Origin of the sequence: Salmonella sp. SAL04157, from assembly GCF_046551635.1 — a bacterium.
Lineage (GTDB): Bacteria > Pseudomonadota > Gammaproteobacteria > Enterobacterales > Enterobacteriaceae > Salmonella > Salmonella enterica.
Genome location: NZ_JBGDVS010000012.1, coordinates 27,480 through 45,481, shown reverse-complemented (window position 1 = coordinate 45,481; position 18,002 = coordinate 27,480). Strand labels below are relative to the sequence as shown.

Here is an 18,002-nt window from a genome sequence, read left to right as displayed (position 1 = left end):
TTTTGTCCCGTAATCAGATTACAGCGAAGCATTTTGTTGTGTGGTCGCGGTGGAGTCCTTCTCTTCCACGACGCAGGTATCGCACGGCAAATGACGGCCAATAAATTTGCGATAAGCAAACGCGCCCAGAATGGCGCCGACGATGGGGCCAAACAGCGGCACCAGGAAGTAAGGAATGTCTCTACCGCCAGTAAATGCAATTTCACCCCAACCGGCAAGCCCGGCGAACATTTTGGGGCCAAAGTCACGCGCCGGATTCATCGCAAACCCGGTCAACGGCCCCATAGAGGCACCGATAACGGCGATCAGTAAACCAATGAGCAGTGGCGCAAGCGGACCGCGAGGTACGCCGTTACCGTCGTCGGTCAGCGCCAGAATCAGCCCCATCAGAATAGCGGTAATCACCATTTCAACCGCGAAGGCCTGCACAAAATTGATATGAGGATTCGGGTAAGTTGAGAAAATGCCTGCGAGATCGAGACTTTCAACGCTGCCACGGACGATATGGTGGGTTTGTTCGAAGTCCACAAAAAGATTGTAATAAAGCCCGTAAACTAACGCCGCTGCGCAAAAGGCGCCGGCAACTTGAGAAATAATAAAAGGAACAACTTTACGTTTGTCGAAACAAGCAAATAGCCAGAGTGCGATGGTCACTGCCGGGTTCAGGTGTGCGCCAGAAACACCTGCCGTCAGGTAGATAGCCATCGCTACCCCCAGACCCCAGATGACGCTGATTTCCCACTGTCCAAAAGTAGCTCCGGCAACTTTAAGCGCAGCGACACAACCCACACCGAAAAAAATCAACAACCCGGTACCGAGGAATTCAGCAATGCACTGGCCTTTTAAGGTTGATGTTTGACTCATAATCGGATCCTGAAGAGTATGTAATGATTATTGGTATGCGAGGAGGTCATGGACATCCACGATGCCCTGTAGGCACACTGTTAATTTATCGTTAACGAGCAAAAACGAGAAATATCGAAATCAAAATGTGTGTACTGCGTCAATAAAATGAGCGTTATCGCGCCATGAGGCGCATTTTGAGACAGCAGAAGAGAGTGAATTGAATCATTTCATTAACCAATATGTTAACACTTTTAAGTTATTGAATGAATGTTACCAGGAGATGGATGAAAATTGTTGCAAACCGCGATCTACGCGGTATGTCGCTGGACAGCGAGAGCGGGGCTTCATACAATCGACACTATATATTGTGCGCGTTTACGTGAAGCGTCGCCTTGCAATTCAGGAGAGGTAAGATCATGTCTTTAGAAGTGTTTGAGAAACTGGAAGCAAAAGTACAGCAGGCGATTGACACCATCACCCTGTTACAGATGGAAATTGAAGAGCTGAAAGAAAAGAACAACAGCCTGACGCAGGAAGTGCAGTCTGCACAGCATCAGCGTGAAGAACTCGAGCGTGAAAATAATTCTCTGAAGGAACAGCAGAGCGGCTGGCAGGAACGTTTGCAGGCGCTGCTTGGTCGTATGGAAGAAGTCTAATCCTCGTCATATTTCACGTTATGGCGGCGTTGGCTGCGTGCGTTCACCCCAGTCACATAGTGGCCTATGCTCCTGGGGATTCACTTACTTGCCGCCTTGCCCTGACGCGAAATCTATAGAGGATTTAGAACGCGGATACCGGTGGGCCGGATAAGGCGTAAGCTGCCATCCGGCAATCAGCGACAACGCATAAAAAAGGCGCCTTACGGCGCCTTTTTTGATCACTCGATATCAAGCGGGTCTTCGGAAAGGATAATCCCGGTGTTGTCGGCATAGAGATGATCGCCGGAGAAGAACGTCACGCCGCCGAAATTGACGCGCACATCGCTTTCCCCAATGCCTTCACCTGCGGCGCCAACCGGAATGGCGGCGATCGCCTGAATGCCGATATCCAGCTCTTCCAGATCGTCCACCTGACGCACCGCGCCATAGATAACCAGCCCTTCCCATTCATTTTGCGTGGCCAGACGCGCCAGCTCCGCATCGACTAATGCACGACGGACAGAACCGCCGCCATCGACCAGCAGAACCCGACCACGGCCATTTTGTTCGAGCAGATCGTACAGCAACCCGTTGTCCTCGAAACATTTTACCGTGATGATTTGTCCGCCAAACGACGACCGTCCTCCAAAATTGGAGAACAGCGGTTCCACGACGTTGACATCTTCCTGATAGATGTCACAAAGCTCGGAAGTATCGTATTTCATAGGCTTAACGTTCAGTTGCTGCGAGAATTTTTAGTATATCGCGCTAAGTATACTGTTGGCAAAATCATCAATTGTTAATTGATATTTGTCAGTTAAACGGCCCACTGACTTAAGAGTATCCCAATCACAAATAACAGGTTGGTTAACAACGCGCCTTTAACGGTACGTTCAAGCATCGGGCGCATTGCCGCAGGCTCCCTTTCGCGCATTACGTAGCGCGCTTGTTTAATGAGCAATGGCGCGGCCAGAATAAACAACCATCCCCACGGACTGTGTAGCGAGAGCAGATTAAACAGCGCCAGACAGAGCAGCGCGCCTAGCAACAGGCAGGCGTGATAACGACGCGCGTTGACATCGCCGAGTCGTACCACAAGGGTGTTTTTGCCGTTCTCTCTGTCGCTATTAATATCGCGCAGGTTATTAATATTCAGCACCGCCGTCGCCAGTAAACCGCAGGCGGTGGCCGGGAGAATTAGCGCCGGAATCAACGTATGCGCCTGGAGATACCAGCTCCCCATGACACTTAGCCAGCCAAAGAATACCAGGACAGAGATATCACCCAGCCCGATATAACCGTAGGGCCGAGTACCCACGGTGTAGGTGATGGCGGCGATAATCGACAGCCCGCCCAAAATCAGGAAGCCGACAAAATCGGTTAACGTATGGCACGCGACCGCCACCAGCGCCAGTCCGGAGATACAGATCAGCACGACGGTAATGATTAACGCCCGCTTCATCTCCTGCCGGGTGATGACGCCTTTTTGCATCCCCCGCAGCGGCCCGATGCGATCCGGTTTATCACTGCCTTTGACAGCGTCGCCGTAATCGTTGGCGAGGTTGGATAAAATTTGCAGCAGCCCGGCGGTGATAAGGGCCAGCAGTGCGACCAGAGGATCGAAATAGCCTTGCCACCATGCCAGGGCCGTACCGACGATAATCGCCGCAAAGGCGAGGGGTAAGGTTTTGGGTCGTAAGCTTTCCAGCCAGGCCTGGGTGCGGCTAATTTGTTGTTGTTCAGTCATATTTAGCGCCAATAAAAATGGGGCTTTTCAGCCCCATCAACAGTGATGAAAATGCATTGGACGCGATTATAAGATAAAACGGCTTAGATCTTCATCTGCGACCAGCGCATCCAGATGTTTGCTCACATATTCCGCATCAATTGTGATGTTTTGGCCGTGCAGATCGCTGGCGTTATAGGAAATCTCTTCCATCAGACGCTCCAGTACGGTATGCAGACGGCGCGCGCCGATGTTTTCGGTGGTTTCGTTAACCTGCCAGGCGGCTTCGGCAATACGTTTAATACCGGAATCGGTGAACTCGATATTGACGCCTTCAGTTGCCATCAGCGCTTTATACTGCACGGTGACGGAGGCGTTTGGCTCGGTCAAAATGCGTTCGAAATCGCTGGTGGTCAGCGCCTGAAGTTCAACGCGAATCGGCAGACGGCCCTGCAGTTCCGGGATCAGATCAGACGGCTTCGCCACCTGGAACGCGCCAGAGGCGATAAACAGAATATGATCCGTTTTGACCATCCCGTGTTTGGTTGAAACCGTGCAGCCTTCTACCAGCGGCAGTAAGTCGCGCTGTACGCCTTCGCGTGAAACATCCGGGCCGGAGGTTTCGCCACGCTTACAAATTTTGTCAATTTCATCGATAAACACGATGCCGTGCTGTTCAACCGCGTCGATAGCGTCCTGTTTCAGCTCTTCCGGGTTGACCAGCTTAGCAGCCTCTTCTTCAACCAACAGTTTCATCGCGTCTTTAATTTTCAGCTTACGCGGTTTCTGTTTCTGACCGCCCAGGTTCTGGAACATAGACTGCAACTGGCTGGTCATTTCTTCCATGCCCGGAGGCGCCATAATCTCTACGCCCATCGGCGCGGCGGCGAGGTTAATCTCGATCTCTTTATCGTCGAGCTGGCCTTCGCGCAGTTTTTTGCGGAACGTTTGACGGGCGGCAGAAGGCTCCTGCTGCTGTTCGGCCTGGCCCCAGTTATTTTTTGCGGGTGGGATCAGTACGTCGAGAATACGTTCTTCCGCCAACTCTTCCGCACGATAGCGGTTTTTCTCGATAGCCTGTACGCGAACCATTTTCACAGCGGCATCGGTCAGATCGCGGATGATAGAGTCCACTTCTTTCCCGACATAGCCCACTTCGGTGAATTTGGTGGCTTCAACTTTAATGAACGGCGCGTTGGCGAGTTTTGCCAGACGACGGGCGATTTCGGTTTTACCGACGCCGGTCGGGCCAATCATCAGAATATTTTTCGGCGTCACTTCGTGGCGCAGCTCTTCATCAAGCTGCATACGACGCCAGCGGTTACGCAATGCAATCGCCACGGAACGCTTTGCGTTATCCTGGCCGATAATGTGTTTGTTCAGTTCGCTGACAATTTCGCGTGGGGTCATTTCAGACATGAGAGGTCCTTACGCTTTGGCGGTCAATTCTTCAATGGTGTGGAAATGGTTGGTGTAAATGCAGATATCGCCTGCAATATCCAACGCCTTTTCAGCAATTTCGCGCGCGCCGAGCTCGGTATTTTCCAACAGAGCGCGAGCGGCAGCCTGGGCATAAGGACCGCCGGAGCCGATAGCAATTAAATCGTTTTCAGGTTGCACGACATCGCCGTTACCCGTGATGATGAGCGAGGCGGTTTCATCCGCGACGGCCAGCAACGCTTCCAGTTTGCGTAGCATACGGTCGGTACGCCAGTCTTTCGCCAGTTCAACGGCGGCTTTGACCAGGTGCCCCTGATGCATTTCCAGTTTACGTTCAAACAGCTCGAACAGCGTGAATGCATCCGCAGTACCGCCCGCAAAGCCCGCAATGACCTTGTCGTTGTAGAGGCGGCGGACTTTCTTCACGTTGCCTTTCATTACTGTGTTACCCAGTGTGGCCTGACCATCACCGGCGATTACCACGTGGCCGTTACGGCGTACGCTTACTATTGTTGTCACGAGCAGACCCCTTGGTTACTAATGCTGAATTGCGGCCCCGTACGGCGTACGGGGCATAATGCAAGTATAGATGGGGGAGATTTTGAGGGTTTCAACCCCCGGTGGCGAGTCGAATGCAGTTTGTATGGCCCGCCATCTTCAGACGGTTAATGGTGCTGTCGGCATTTTCTTTACCTTTCACCGGCCCGATAACCACGCGATTCCAGCCGTTATTGGTGGTAATTTTGGAGTCAAAGCCTTCAAACGCCAGCTGAGCGCGGACGCTTTCTGCCTGCTCGGCGCCTTTGAATGAACCACATTGCACCATCCAGCGACGCTCATCTTTTTTCTCTGCTGTCGCCTTCGGCGCTTCAGGCGCGCGCGTAATTGGTGCGGCTTTCGGCGCTGCCGCGCTGGTATGCGCCGGCGTTTGCAGCAAATCCTGATAAGGTTGCTGCGAGGCCGTCTGCTTCGGCGGCTGACTTTGGCGCGCGGGTTGCGCCGGGGCGGACTGTACCGTGCGTGTTTGCGGCTGCTCGTTTACCCGCGGCTGCGTACGTGGTTGCTGAACAGGCTGCGTTTGAGCCCACTGCTGCTGCTGCTGCTGCTGCTGCTGCGCCTGACGCTGGCGCTGTAGCGTTTGCTGGCGTTGTTCTGGCGTCTGCTCGTTCCACGGCACTTCGTTAAGTTGCGTCGGCTGCTGACGCATATCCGCCTGCATCTGCTCCAGGAGTTGACGCTGCTCGCTGGTGAGCTGATTCGGATTCATGACTTCGCCGCCGGCGGACGGTTCCGTTGGCGTACGCACGCCCGGCTGGCGACTTTCCAGCTCTTTGATGTAACGCCAGCGCTCTTCCGGTTTTGGCGGAAGCCCATTGCCGGTGACTTTCTGGTTTTGTAGCGTTTCGGACTCTTCTTTCTTATGGTGAGTAATGAAGTACAGACCGCCGATAAAGGTCACAAGGACGGCTGCCGCAATCGCGACCATTGCCGGCGAGACGGCAGGCATGTTGCTTTGCTTCTTCCGTGAGTTCCGTGAGGTGCTCTTTTTGCGCCGCGAAGGAGCCGGTTGGCCGCGACGTACATAATCTCGTTGTGCCACTATCGTTTCGCTGTATTTATTCGTTCGTCAGCCCGTCATGTTACTGAAGCGGCGGGCCTTTGACCAGACAGGTGAGTCTTAAAGCTATTTACTTTAGGGTAAAGCGCGCGTAGAACCGCGAATAATCAGCTCGCAATCCATTAAACGCGAGCCGCTGCTCACATTTTGCCCCTGCATCTGATCGAGCAACAGCAGCATCGCCTCGCGACCAATGTCAAAACGCGGCTGCGCCACGGTTGTCAATGGAGGATCGCAAAACTCGGCCAGCGCGATATTGTCAAAGCCGATAATCGACAGATCGTCAGGCACTTTCAGACCCTGGCGCTTGGCCCAGGAGAGGGCGCCCAGCGCCATTACGTCGCTATGACAAAAGACGGCGGTAGGCGGCAACGGTTGCTCAAGCAACTGCTTTAATGCGTTTGCCCCGGCTTCAAAGGTAAAGTCGCCACGGGCGATGTAATGCGGATCGACCACAATGCCACTGCGTCTTAATGCCTGTACGTAACCTTGTAAGCGATAGTGACAGAGCGGCATATCTTCCGGCCCCGCAATACAACCAATCCGCTTGTGGCCCAAATCCAACAGGTAGTTCATGGCATTGAACGCGGCGGTGAGGTTATCGATATGTACCGTCGGCAGTTCAAGCTCCGGCGCAAACTCATTCGACATCACCATCGGAGGCAAATTGCGCTGCTCCTCAACGCTGGCGTCAAAGGGCAGTCGGGAACTGAGAAGTACCATGCCGTCGATCTGTTTGGTGATGATGAGATTAAGAAAGGTTTTTTCTTTCTGGTTTTGATGGGCGCAATCGCCAATCAGCACCAGATACCCCTGTTCTGCCGCGGTCACTTCGATACCGCGGATAATTTCACTGAAGAAGGGATCGCAAATATCCGGGACAATCACCAGAATCGTACGGGATTCATTGCGTTTTACATTTCGCCCCATCGACTGCGGGAAATAACCCACTTCAAGCGCGGCCTGTTCAACCCGGCTACGGGTCGACTGGGAGACTTTATCGGGGTTCATTAACGCGCGGGATACGGTTGCCGTAGAGACTTTCGCCTTCAACGCAACATCCTTCATCGTAGCGGCAGTAACCTGCTTGTTCGATTTCACTCTTTCTCCTCGCCTGGGAACTGCTGGCGCAGATCTATCCCTGGTAACACTCATCGAAAACATTTTTATCAGATAGTGCGTGGAAGCGGTTACAGAATTTTCATAAAAAGTGTGATGGATCTTTAATTTTACGATCCGCCTCGCATCGTGAGGACTATCCTTCAATCGGATCGACGTCCAGAACCCATTTAACTTTCCGCGCTTCAGGGAGCGTATTGATCAACGCCAGCGTGCCGCTGATGATGTGTTGCAGGCGAATCCGTGAAGGATGCTGAAGTAAAATTTGCCAGCGATAGCGGCCGCCGCGTTTTGGCGCGAGGGCCGGAACCGGACCTAAGATCCACAGCTTATCGTCTGATAGCGGGCTGGCCTGAATCAGATTACGCAACTGCTGGAGAAAGACGGGCGCCTGCTGATTGTTGTGATCCTCTGCGCGAATAATGACGTGGCTGGTCCACGGCGGAAGCTGGAGCGTTTGCCGTTCCGCCAGCGCCTGCTCCGCAAACGCATCATAGCCTTTATACAGTAACGTTTGCAGCAGGGGATGCTCAGGATGGTGCGTTTGGAGCACCACTTCGCCCTGTTTACCCGCGCGCCCGGCGCGGCCGGAAACCTGAGTGTAGAGCTGGGCGAAGCGTTCCGCCGAACGAAAATCTGCGGAAAAAAGCGCGCCATCGACGTCCAGCAACGCCACCAGCGTGACGTCCGGAAAGTGATGGCCTTTCGCCAGCATTTGTGTGCCTATCAGAATGCGCGCTCCGCCGCGGTGAACTTCCGCCAGATGCTGCTCCAGCGCGCCTTTACGACTGGTGGTATCACGGTCGATTCGTGAGATCGGCACGCCGGGGAAGAAGGGCGCCAGCACCTGCTCCAGTTGTTCCGTCCCTAACCCAACCGGTAGCATATGTGTGGAGCCGCAGGAGGGGCACTGACGCGGTACCGGACGCTGGCTGTCGCAGTGATGACAGCGTAAATGATGCTGCGCCTGGTGCAGCGTGTAGTAGTGATCGCAACGCGGGCACTCCGCAATCCAGCCGCAGTCGTGGCAAAGCAGCGCGGGCGCGAATCCCCGGCGGTTAAGAAATAAAATTACCTGATTGTCGGCCTGGAGATGTTGGCGCATACGGGCGATAAGGGCGGGCGCCAGTCCCGCCTGAAGACGCTGGCCTTTTAAATCCAGCACATGCTGCAGGGCTGGGCGGGCGTTGCCTGCGCGCCGCGTCAGACGCAGCATCCGGTATTTTTTCTGCCGCACGTTGCATAGCGTTTCCAGGGCTGGGGTGGCGGAGCCGAGAATAATCGGGATCTGCTCGCTATGGGCGCGATACACAGCCAAATCGCGGGCATGGTAGCGCCACCCTTCCTGCTGTTTATAAGAGCTGTCGTGCTCTTCGTCGATGACAATTACGCCAAGATTTTTAAACGGCGTAAACAGCGAGGAGCGCGTGCCGATGACAATCGCCGCTTCGCCGTTTTTCGCTTTCAGCCATGCCGAAAGACGCTCGCTGTCGTTTAGCCCGGAATGCAGCACTTCCACCGGCGCGTTAAAACGTTCGCGAAAACGGGCGATCGTTTGCGGCGTCAGGCCGATTTCCGGCACCATCACCAGCGCCTGTTTGCCCTGGGCGAGGATGTTTTCCAGCACGCTCAGATACACTTCGGTCTTGCCGGAACCGGTTACGCCTGCCAGCAACCAGGCGGAGAAACCGTCCGACGCGCTGTGAATCGCGCCGACTGCTGTCGCCTGTTCGGTATTCAGCCGCAGGCGCTCTCCTGTGACGGCATAATGCTCCCGCCAGTCGGTAAACGCGGGCGTTTCACTGGCAAGCTCACAAAGCCCCTTACGCCGCAGCGTTTGCAGCGTGGCGTCAGTAAAATCAAGCTCGGCTACCTGATAGCGCCAGATCTTTCCTTGCCGTAGCGCCGCCAGCGCCTGTTGTTGTTTGGCGGAGCGTTTCAGGCTGTTGATGTCGACGGCTTGCCCCTCTTCGGTGGCGAACCAATACCATAGGGGCGCGTTGCTGGCTGGTTTTCCCTGACGCAGTAAAACCGGCAGAGCGTGAAACAGAACGTCGCCGAGGGGATGGTGGTAGTAATCCGCCGCCCAGAGGAGTAAGCGCCAGATGGAGGGAGAAAAGATTGGCTCGTTATCCAGGATTTCAATGACCGATTTTAATTCATCGAGCGGCAATTCGCTGTGGTCGCTAACCGAGACGACAATGCCCACGCGCTCTTGCTGCTTGCCGAACGGCACGCACACGCGGCACCCGGCTTTGGCGACCCCGCCTTCCGGCAGCAGGTAATCAAAGGTTCGGGGAAGCGGAACGGGCAAGGCAACGTGCGCGACGGACATAGCATCTTCCTGACTTGAAATTTCGTCGGGTAGTATACACATTACGATAAGGGAGCGCGGATCAGTTTGCATACGGTGGTCAAATTCTGTATGATTCGCCGCCTTTGGTGCGTGTTGTGAGCATCAAACCCTTTACTATTAACTTCGCGTGGTGTCTGGCGTTAGGGCTGGAAGAGCGACGCGGCCTTACACTGAGGTTCCCCATGAAAAAAGGTATTCACCCGAATTACGTAGAAATTACTGCAACCTGTTCTTGCGGTAATGTTATCAAAACCCACTCTACCGTGGGTCACGACCTGAACCTGGACGTGTGCGGCAAATGCCACCCGTTCTTCACTGGTAAGCAGCGTGTTGTTGATACCGGTGGTCGTGTTGAGCGCTTCAACAAGCGCTTCAGCATCCCTGGCAGCAAATAAGTTACCGCCAGAAAAAAAGCGCCGCAGGGCGCTTTTTTTGTTTTCTAGGGATAACAGTATTTGTTCAGACACATTCTGTGATCCGTAATCGCTTTCATTACGCTTCCTGCCGTGAGTTTTAACGAAGGATTTATAGTCAGTCCCGCGCTTTCCAGCCCCTTCGCTGTCCATTTATTGCAGGTATTGAGTATGCCGTAGCGGCCATTCGCGGCGTAAAACTGGCTATCGCCGTAAATTCCTTGTTTTAACGGAATCAGATTACCCTCTGCGTCACGCGCAAAGCTGCGGCCCAGATAACGCATCAGACTGTTACGCTGGTTTGTGTGCAGGAGCAGTGATTTTATCTCGCTACCGGCGAAATAGCGTTCTGGTTTACCGGAAAAGGCGACGATGTGCATAACCGCGCCGGATGACCAGAACATGGCCTGGAGCGTAAGCGCGGTGGTTATTTCTTGTGACTGATAAAAGCCCTTATCGCCCCAGCCGATTTCATACCACTGCGTCTCCTGAGCGAACCGTTTTTTAAGCTGTGGCAGAGCGGTATTAACATCATGGGCCGGCGCAATAATTCCCGTGTGCCAGCCATGACTGACGATATAGATTTCCGTCGGGGAGGGATGTCCGCCTGTCGTAGGTTTTACGGCTTGTGGAAAGGTTGTGCAGCCATATAGCAGTAAACTTAACCAGGCGATAAAGAGATTTTTCATGACATATCACCAGCAAAGGCGCGGTATGTTGTGGCGTTTGTCTAATGACGCTGCGTTTATCGGGTCGGTGCCGGATTGGTAATTCATTGATATTTTTGCATTCCTCTTCGAGGGCAATAAGGCGAATGTCATAACTACAATACGTTTTAACCATTCAGGCGGAAGTTAGCTTCCGCCTGTTTTACTTTTACTATCTCGCTTTATTTTTTAAACATCTGCTCTGGATCGATAATCAGCGCCCGATAACCCAGCATACCGGCACGGTTACTGTGTACTTTTAGCTCCAGCATCACATCCTGAGTACCGTCTTTGACTTCATCCAGAACGGAAACGATCGGTTTTGTACCGCTCATTCCCGCTGTAGCCGAGTACATGAACATCGTTTTGGTTTCCGGGCGATATTCCGTGACGGAAGTAATGGCGCTGTACCAGTCAAAACCGCGCTCTTTACCATATTCCCACATTTGGGAAACCGTCATATTTTTTTCGTCAATCTGATATTCCACGCCGCGGGAATATTTCATTGACGGCATGGCCGGTTGTTCCATGCCGCGCGCATCGCCGTTATCAAAGGCGGTCACGACGGTTTTACCTCCGGTGCTTTTGGATGGCACTAACCAACCGGTATGTTGTGTCCATGTCCAATCAAATCCACCGTCGCAGTGGTGCGCTTCGCAGGTTAGCGGTTTACCGTTGCTGTCTACGGGTTTCAGCACTTTTTTCGCCAGTTCGCCTTTCCAGCCGGATGGATCGGAAAGTATCCATTTCACTTTTTTATCGCGGCCAATTTTGATGATGGCAGACTGGTGGCGCGAGCTAATGATAATGCTGTCGTCGCGAGGATCGTAGCTGACGGAGTTGACATGCGCCCAGTTGCGGCCCGGGCCGGAACCCGCGATATCGCCGAAGGGTTGCTTTGCAAGCTGCTCTTTGGTCATGACCTGACCGGAATGTTCGGCATCGACGCTCAAACATACCGCTCCCTGATCCATCGCCAGAATAACGTCGTCACGATAGGGGTCGAGGATTTTTGGCAGATCCCAGTAATCGACGGTATCGCCGTTCTGGTCAACTTCAAGAATATGATCACGTACCGTATTGATGGTGTATTTACCATTTAATGGATAATTTTCTTTTGCGACACGCAGCAGGTAGGTGCCTTTCGGCGTTTCGGTAATGGCGTGCGAAAAATCAATAAATCCTTTTGGCAGTCGTTTATCGGAAATAACGCGGCCTAAGAAATCATATTTAAAGTAACGTTGACCCTGGCCAAAAATAAGATTGCCATCGTTAACCTGATGGAAGCTCATCATGGAACCAAAGCGCGTTATATCATCCTGGTTACGGAATTTATCAATATTCATATAGCCGCGAACATCGCCATTCGTATCGCTAATCCAGTTGATACCGGTATAATCCCAGTTCGCCGCGCCGCCTGCGACATGCATAATGTGGCCGGCTCTTGGCATCCCTGTTATATGGTTAAAAAGATATAAGCGATTTTTAAGCGAGCTATCGACTTTAACCGGTTCTACCGTAGGAAGAACGGCAGTTTGCCCGGTAGTAGAGGGTAATGATACCGGTGCGGCGTAAATGGACCACGTATAAGTTTGTTTTTTACCTTCTTCAGTCCAGTCAACTTTAACTTTATTGACATAATCTGGATACAAGCCAAATACAGGTATGCCGTCATGGGTATTTATAGCCTGCGGGCCGACATCATAACTGATCGGGATGCCTTTTTCCCCTTTCCCTAAAACGGTAACCTTCACGTCCTGTACATTATGATTGGCTTTATTAATGATTGCTGTTAATGGGAAAACGCCGCCGTAGGGAGCGACATCGACCATACCTAATGGCCCTTCATGTACTGGAATGACATCTGCTGATGCGACCATTGGCCTGTTTGGGTCTAAAACGCCTGAGGCCAAAACGCTGCCGCTCAAACACAGGCAGCATAATACAGATAAGACTTTCCTTGTAAATAACATATTTATTTCCCCATTCGATATTATCGATAAAATGAATGTATATTAACCTTCTTATTTATCGGAGATGAAAAAACATTTAAAAAAGTAAAGCAATCCGCGGAGGGGAATAATGATGTTGGTCACAAATATGAGGTGTTCATGGTCTTTTTAACAATACTCATCGTTATGCTATTTATTCAGTAAATATATGGCAGTGTATTATTATTTATGTACGCTTTGCTACGTGAAACATTAAACAAATATTGGAAGTTTAAATATAATAAAATTATATCGGTTATGGCATGTCGGGGATTTTTTTCAGGAAAATAACGAAGAGAAACTTATCATGTCTGACAAATTTATCTATCGAGGGCTATTCGGGAAGATGAACGTTTAGAAAAATGTCGGAGATAGCCGTGTACAAGGGAATCGTTAAAAAAGCGCGGCCAGAGGCGTTCTGACCGCATGCTTTGCTATCAGTATTCCCACGTTTCCGGGTCAATCCCCATCTCACGCATGATCTCTTTTGCCGCTTCCGGGATTTCATCGCTGCGCTCTTTTCGCAGATCGGCATCATCCGGCAAGGGTTGCCCGGTAAAGGCGTGCAGAAATGCTTCACACAACAGCTCGCTGTTGGTGGCGTGGCGCAGGTTGTTCACCTGACGACGCGTACGTTCATCGGTGAGGATTTTTAACACCTTCAGAGGAATGGAAACCGTAATTTTTTTGACTTGCTCACTCTTCTTACCGTGCTCAGCGTATGGGCTGATATATTCGCCGCTCCATTCAGCCATGAGATACTTAATCCTCTTCGTCATTAATATTGAGGTCTGAACCTGAGCCCGGACCATAATCGCGCGTAGTTTACCGTAGTGGCGCGGCCCTGACACGAAGTTAGCGGTCGCAGATGTGCGCTAATGCATATAATTTTAACGGCTATTTGCGGTTTGCTCAATCTATACGCAAAGAAGTTTAGATGTCCAGATGTATTGACGTCTATTGTGGTAGTGGTTAATCTGTGGCCTGACTTTCACCGACTCAGCCAGGAATATCTTCATATGACGCGTAAACAGGCCACTATCGCAGTGCGTAGCGGATTAAACGACGACGAGCAATACGGCTGCGTTGTGCCGCCAATCCATCTCTCCAGTACCTATAACTTTACCGGTTTCAATGAGCCGCGCGCGCATGATTATTCCCGCCGCGGTAATCCCACGCGTGATGTGGTTCAGCGCGCATTAGCGGAACTGGAAGGCGGCGCGGGCGCGGTATTGACGAATACCGGCATGTCGGCGATTCATCTGGTCACCACCGTTTTCCTCAAGCCGGGCGATCTGCTGGTCGCGCCGCATGATTGCTACGGCGGCAGTTATCGTCTGTTTGACAGTCTGGCGACACGCGGCTGTTATCGTGTGCGGTTTGTCGATCAGGGCGATGAACGCGCCTTACAGGCGGCGCTGGAAGAAAAACCGAAGCTGGTACTGGTAGAAAGTCCAAGTAATCCATTGTTACGCGTGGTGGATATTGCGAAAATCTGTCGGCTGGCGCGCGAGGCGGGCGCAGTGAGCGTCGTTGATAACACGTTTTTAAGCCCGGCGCTGCAAAATCCGCTGGCGTTGGGTGCCGATCTGGTGTTGCATTCATGCACGAAATATCTCAACGGTCATTCGGATGTCGTGGCCGGCGTGGTGATTGCTAAAGATCCGGAAATGGTCACTGAACTGGCGTGGTGGGCGAATAATATTGGCGTGACGGGCGGGGCGTTTGATAGTTATCTGCTGCTGCGTGGTTTGCGAACTCTGGTGCCGCGTATGGAGCTGGCGCAGCGCAACGCGCAGGCGATTGTGGATTATTTGCAAACCCAGCCGTTGGTGAAAAAACTGTATCATCCGTCGCTGCCGGATAATCAGGGACATGAGATTGCCGCGCGTCAGCAAAAAGGCTTTGGCGCAATGTTGAGTTTTGAACTGGATGGGGATGAGGAGACGCTGCGTCGTTTTCTGGGCGGGCTGTCTTTGTTTACGCTGGCGGAATCTTTAGGGGGAGTGGAAAGTTTGATCTCTCACGCCGCCACCATGACGCATGCCGGTATGTCGCCGCAGGCGCGTGCCGCCGCCGGGATCTCCGAAACGCTACTGCGTATCTCCACCGGTATTGAAGATGGCGAAGATTTAATTGCCGACCTGGAAAATGGCTTCCGGGCTGCAAACAAGGGGTAAACATGAGTGTGATTGCGCAGGCAGGGGCGAAAGGTCGTCAACTGCATAAATTTGGCGGCAGTAGTCTGGCGGATGTGAAGTGTTACCTGCGTGTCGCAGGCATTATGGCGGAGTATTCGCAGCCTGACGATATGATGGTAGTGTCCGCCGCAGGCAGTACCACCAACCAGTTGATTAGCTGGCTCAAGTTAAGCCAGACCGATCGCCTTTCTGCGCATCAGGTATTACAGACGTTACGCCGCTACCAGTGCGATCTGATTAGCGGTCTGCTTCCCGCCGACGCGGCAGATGATTTAACCAGCGCTTTTATTAGCGATCTGGAACGTCTTGCCGCCTTGCTCGACGGCGGCATAACGGATGCCGTCTATGCCGAGATTGTCGGACACGGCGAAATTTGGTCGGCGAGATTGATGTCCGCCGTCCTGAATCAGCAGGGGCTGGATGCCGCCTGGCTGGACGCGCGCGCATTTTTACGCGCCGAACGCGCCGCACAGCCGCAGGTTGATGAAGGGCTATCTTATCCTTTATTGCAACAGCTACTGGCGCAGCATCCTGGCAAACGTCTGGTCGTGACCGGGTTTATCAGCCGCAATCACGACGGCGAAACAGTCCTGTTAGGCCGGAACGGTTCCGACTATTCCGCCACGCAAATCGGCGCGCTGGCGGGTGTTTCCCGCGTGACCATCTGGAGCGATGTCGCGGGCGTTTATAGCGCCGACCCGCGCAAAGTGAAAGATGCCTGCCTGCTGCCGTTGCTGCGTCTGGACGAAGCCAGCGAGCTGGCGCGTCTGGCGGCGCCTGTTCTGCACGCCCGCACGCTACAGCCGGTTTCCGGCAGCGATATTGACCTCCAGTTGCGCTGTAGCTACACGCCGGATCAAGGCTCCACGCGCATTGAACGTGTGCTGGCTTCCGGGACGGGCGCGCGTATCGTGACCAGTCACGATGATATCTGTCTGATTGAGTTTCAGGTGCCTGCCAGCCAGGATTTCAGGCTGGCGCATAAAGAGCTCGACCACATTTTAAAACGGGCGCAGGCGCGTCCGTTGGCGGTGGGCGTGCATCGCGATCGCCAGCTATTGCAGTTCTGCTATACCGCCGAGGTAGCGGATAGCGTACTGAAACTCCTCGACGATGTCGGGCTGCCGGGCGAATTGCGCCTGCGGCAGGGGCTGGCGCTGGTGGCGATGGTCGGTGCGGGCGTCACTCGCAATCCGCTACACTGCCATCGCTTCTGGCAGCAGCTTAAAGGTCAGCCAGTGGAATTTACCTGGCAGTCGGAGGAGGGCATCAGTCTGGTGGCGGTGCTGCGTACCGGCCCGACTGAGAGCCTGATTCAGGGGCTGCATCAGTCGGTTTTCCGCGCCGAAAAACGCATCGGCCTGATGCTGTTCGGTAAGGGGAACATCGGCTCCCGTTGGCTGGAACTGTTTGCCCGTGAACAAAGCACGCTTTCCGCGCGTACTGGTTTTGAATTTGTGCTGGCGGGCGTGGTGGATAGCCGCCGTAGCCTGCTGAATTATGAGGGGCTGGACGCCAGCCGCGCGCTGGCATTCTTTGATGATGAAGCCGTTGAGCAGGACGAAGAGTCGCTATTCCTGTGGATGCGTGCGCATCCGTATGATGATTTAGTGGTGCTGGATGTGACAGCAAGCGAGCAATTGGCCGATCAGTATCTGGATTTCGCCAGCCACGGTTTTCATGTGATTAGCGCTAATAAACTGGCGGGCGCAAGCGCCAGCGATAAGTATCGCCAGATTCATGACGCGTTTGAAAAAACCGGGCGTTACTGGCTGTATAACGCCACCGTGGGCGCGGGATTGCCGATCAACCACACGGTGCGGGATCTAATTGACAGCGGCGATACGATTCTCTCGATCAGCGGGATCTTCTCCGGGACGCTATCCTGGCTGTTCCTGCAATTTGACGGTACGGTGCCGTTTACCGATCTGGTGGATCAGGCCTGGCAGCAGGGGCTGACCGAACCCGATCCGCGCGTCGATCTTTCCGGAAAAGATGTCATGCGTAAGCTGGTGATTCTGGCGCGCGAGGCGGGATACGACATCGAGCCGGATCAGGTGCGTGTAGAATCGTTGGTGCCGGCGCATTGTGAAGAAGGGTCTATCGATCACTTTTTCGAAAACGGCGACGCGCTGAATGAACAGATGGTACAGCGTCTGGAAGCAGCCCGCGAACTGGGGCTGGTGTTGCGTTACGTGGCGCGTTTCGACGCCAATGGCAAAGCGCGCGTCGGCGTTGAAGCGGTGCGTCCGGAGCATCCGCTGGCGGCGCTGCTGCCGTGCGATAATGTCTTTGCTATTGAAAGCCGCTGGTATCGCGATAACCCGTTGGTGATCCGTGGGCCGGGCGCGGGTCGCGATGTGACCGCCGGGGCGATTCAGTCGGATATCAACCGCCTGGCGCAGCTATTGTAATACGCCTGCCTGCCGGATAGCGGCTTCGCCAGATCCGGCAGCGGGCAAACCGGGGTATCTGTTTATTCTTCGTCAGATGCGTTTTCTGCATTGGCGACGATAAATCGATTCATCTTCGCCTGAATAATGGCTATGCCGACAGGGGGGAACAGCAAGGCCCAAAATAGCGCCCAGCCGCTCTGTATCCCCGTATTTTCGTTTGCATTCGCCAGCAATGTTCGGATTTCGCCGCTAAGCGTCAGACACAATATTGCTGTGCTATGATAAGCCTGACTACGTCAGATGGGCCATTTACGCAAACGAGAATAACACCAATACGATCGGCTGGAATAGACAGTGATTTACTCCAAAAATAAACACCATACGACGATCCCAGCGAACTGATAAAAGAGAGCACCAAAAAGAAAAAAGTGATCCCCCAGAATCGATAGCTACTCAGGAGATCGGCGCAGGTCCATTTTTTATCTGACATTGACGGTAAAGTAATTTCCATATTTATCCCTTGTTTTTCATAGAAAATAAGAATGTATAGA

General features: G+C 53.1%; 15 protein-coding genes and 1 pseudogene. 4 read left to right on the top strand and 12 right to left on the bottom strand.

What is annotated here, in order from left to right; all coding sequences use genetic code 11:
* Positions 1 to 18 precede the first annotated feature (18 nt).
* Positions 19 to 864, bottom strand: a complete 846-nt coding sequence (locus ACLJRE_RS20015; protein WP_000084285.1) for an MIP/aquaporin family protein — start codon at positions 862 to 864, stop codon at positions 19 to 21.
* Between the two features lie 398 nt (positions 865 to 1,262).
* On the opposite strand from ACLJRE_RS20015, the gene zapB reads away from it, so the two are divergent.
* Complete coding sequence (zapB, locus tag ACLJRE_RS20010; RefSeq protein ID WP_000051370.1) at positions 1,263 to 1,502, top strand: septal ring assembly protein ZapB; 240 nt, start codon at positions 1,263 to 1,265, stop codon at positions 1,500 to 1,502.
* 221 nt (positions 1,503 to 1,723) lie between these two features.
* On the opposite strand, the gene rraA is transcribed toward zapB, so the two are convergent.
* The 7 genes from rraA to priA form a co-directional block, all read right to left on the bottom strand.
* Positions 1,724 to 2,209, bottom strand: a complete 486-nt coding sequence (rraA, locus tag ACLJRE_RS20005; protein WP_000872918.1) for a ribonuclease E activity regulator RraA — start codon at positions 2,207 to 2,209, stop codon at positions 1,724 to 1,726.
* Between the two features lie 92 nt (positions 2,210 to 2,301).
* A complete protein-coding gene (gene menA, locus ACLJRE_RS20000; protein ID WP_000139642.1) occupies positions 2,302 to 3,231 on the bottom strand; it encodes a 1,4-dihydroxy-2-naphthoate polyprenyltransferase in 930 nt (309 codons plus the stop codon).
* Between the two features lie 66 nt (positions 3,232 to 3,297).
* Entirely contained in the window at positions 3,298 to 4,629 is a 1,332-nt protein-coding gene (gene hslU, locus ACLJRE_RS19995; protein WP_001293360.1) for an HslU--HslV peptidase ATPase subunit, read from the bottom strand.
* A gap of 9 nt (positions 4,630 to 4,638) precedes the next feature.
* Complete coding sequence (gene hslV, locus ACLJRE_RS19990; protein ID WP_000208240.1) at positions 4,639 to 5,169, bottom strand: ATP-dependent protease subunit HslV; 531 nt, start codon at positions 5,167 to 5,169, stop codon at positions 4,639 to 4,641.
* 91 nt (positions 5,170 to 5,260) lie between these two features.
* Positions 5,261 to 6,250, bottom strand: coding sequence for a cell division protein FtsN (ftsN, locus tag ACLJRE_RS19985; RefSeq protein WP_000068800.1), 990 nt, complete (start codon positions 6,248 to 6,250; stop codon positions 5,261 to 5,263).
* Positions 6,251 to 6,343: 93 nt separating this feature from the next.
* Positions 6,344 to 7,369 carry a DNA-binding transcriptional regulator CytR gene (gene cytR / locus ACLJRE_RS19980; protein WP_000841337.1) on the bottom strand — a complete coding sequence of 342 codons (1,026 nt, stop codon included), beginning with the start codon at positions 7,367 to 7,369 and terminating at the stop codon, positions 6,344 to 6,346.
* A gap of 154 nt (positions 7,370 to 7,523) precedes the next feature.
* Positions 7,524 to 9,722: a primosomal protein N' gene (gene priA / locus ACLJRE_RS19975; RefSeq protein ID WP_023212197.1), complete on the bottom strand. Its 2,199-nt coding sequence runs from the start codon at positions 9,720 to 9,722 to the stop codon at positions 7,524 to 7,526.
* Positions 9,723 to 9,925: 203 nt separating this feature from the next.
* Between priA and rpmE the strand changes: the two genes are divergently transcribed.
* Entirely contained in the window at positions 9,926 to 10,138 is a 213-nt protein-coding gene (rpmE, locus tag ACLJRE_RS19970; RefSeq protein WP_000715284.1) for a 50S ribosomal protein L31, read from the top strand.
* 44 nt (positions 10,139 to 10,182) lie between these two features.
* On the opposite strand, the gene ACLJRE_RS19965 is transcribed toward rpmE, so the two are convergent.
* The 3 genes from ACLJRE_RS19965 to metJ all read right to left on the bottom strand — a co-directional run bounded on the left by ACLJRE_RS19965 (position 10,183) and on the right by metJ (position 13,609).
* Positions 10,183 to 10,845 carry a TIGR02117 family protein gene (locus tag ACLJRE_RS19965; RefSeq protein ID WP_058109058.1) on the bottom strand — a complete coding sequence of 221 codons (663 nt, stop codon included), beginning with the start codon at positions 10,843 to 10,845 and terminating at the stop codon, positions 10,183 to 10,185.
* 200 nt (positions 10,846 to 11,045) lie between these two features.
* Complete coding sequence (locus tag ACLJRE_RS19960; protein WP_023137069.1) at positions 11,046 to 12,836, bottom strand: aryl-sulfate sulfotransferase; 1,791 nt, start codon at positions 12,834 to 12,836, stop codon at positions 11,046 to 11,048.
* 455 nt (positions 12,837 to 13,291) lie between these two features.
* A complete protein-coding gene (gene metJ / locus ACLJRE_RS19955; RefSeq protein WP_000852811.1) occupies positions 13,292 to 13,609 on the bottom strand; it encodes a met regulon transcriptional regulator MetJ in 318 nt (105 codons plus the stop codon).
* A 264-nt stretch (positions 13,610 to 13,873) separates the two neighbouring features.
* Between metJ and metB the strand changes: the two genes are divergently transcribed.
* Together metB and metL are read left to right on the top strand one after the other, a co-directional pair.
* Positions 13,874 to 15,034 carry a cystathionine gamma-synthase gene (gene metB, locus ACLJRE_RS19950; RefSeq protein WP_000197210.1) on the top strand — a complete coding sequence of 387 codons (1,161 nt, stop codon included), beginning with the start codon at positions 13,874 to 13,876 and terminating at the stop codon, positions 15,032 to 15,034.
* Positions 15,035 to 15,036: 2 nt separating this feature from the next.
* Positions 15,037 to 17,469 (top strand): bifunctional aspartate kinase/homoserine dehydrogenase II, encoded by a 2,433-nt coding sequence (gene metL / locus ACLJRE_RS19945; RefSeq protein WP_023212196.1) that lies wholly within the window; start codon positions 15,037 to 15,039, stop codon positions 17,467 to 17,469.
* 62 nt (positions 17,470 to 17,531) lie between these two features.
* On the opposite strand, the pseudogene ACLJRE_RS19940 reads toward metL, so the two are convergent.
* A pseudogene (locus ACLJRE_RS19940) lies at positions 17,532 to 17,962 on the bottom strand (hypothetical protein).
* Between the last annotated feature and the right edge of the window lie 40 nt (positions 17,963 to 18,002).

Bases quoted from the DNA above. Each gene is read 5' to 3' on its own strand.
- ACLJRE_RS20015 (WP_000084285.1), bottom strand. From the start codon at position 864: ATGAGTCAAACATCAACCTTAAAAGGCCAGTGCATTGCTGAATTCCTC.
- zapB (WP_000051370.1), top strand. From the start codon at position 1,263: ATGTCTTTAGAAGTGTTTGAGAAACTGGAAGCAAAAGTACAGCAGGCG.
- rraA (WP_000872918.1), bottom strand. From the start codon at position 2,209: ATGAAATACGATACTTCCGAGCTTTGTGACATCTATCAGGAAGATGTC.
- menA (WP_000139642.1), bottom strand. From the start codon at position 3,231: ATGACTGAACAACAACAAATTAGCCGCACCCAGGCCTGGCTGGAAAGC.
- hslU (WP_001293360.1), bottom strand. From the start codon at position 4,629: ATGTCTGAAATGACCCCACGCGAAATTGTCAGCGAACTGAACAAACAC.
- priA (WP_023212197.1), bottom strand. From the start codon at position 9,722: ATGTCCGTCGCGCACGTTGCCTTGCCCGTTCCGCTTCCCCGAACCTTT.
- rpmE (WP_000715284.1), top strand. From the start codon at position 9,926: ATGAAAAAAGGTATTCACCCGAATTACGTAGAAATTACTGCAACCTGT.
- ACLJRE_RS19965 (WP_058109058.1), bottom strand. From the start codon at position 10,845: ATGAAAAATCTCTTTATCGCCTGGTTAAGTTTACTGCTATATGGCTGC.
- ACLJRE_RS19960 (WP_023137069.1), bottom strand. From the start codon at position 12,836: ATGTTATTTACAAGGAAAGTCTTATCTGTATTATGCTGCCTGTGTTTG.
- metJ (WP_000852811.1), bottom strand. From the start codon at position 13,609: ATGGCTGAATGGAGCGGCGAATATATCAGCCCATACGCTGAGCACGGT.
- metB (WP_000197210.1), top strand. From the start codon at position 13,874: ATGACGCGTAAACAGGCCACTATCGCAGTGCGTAGCGGATTAAACGAC.
- metL (WP_023212196.1), top strand. From the start codon at position 15,037: ATGAGTGTGATTGCGCAGGCAGGGGCGAAAGGTCGTCAACTGCATAAA.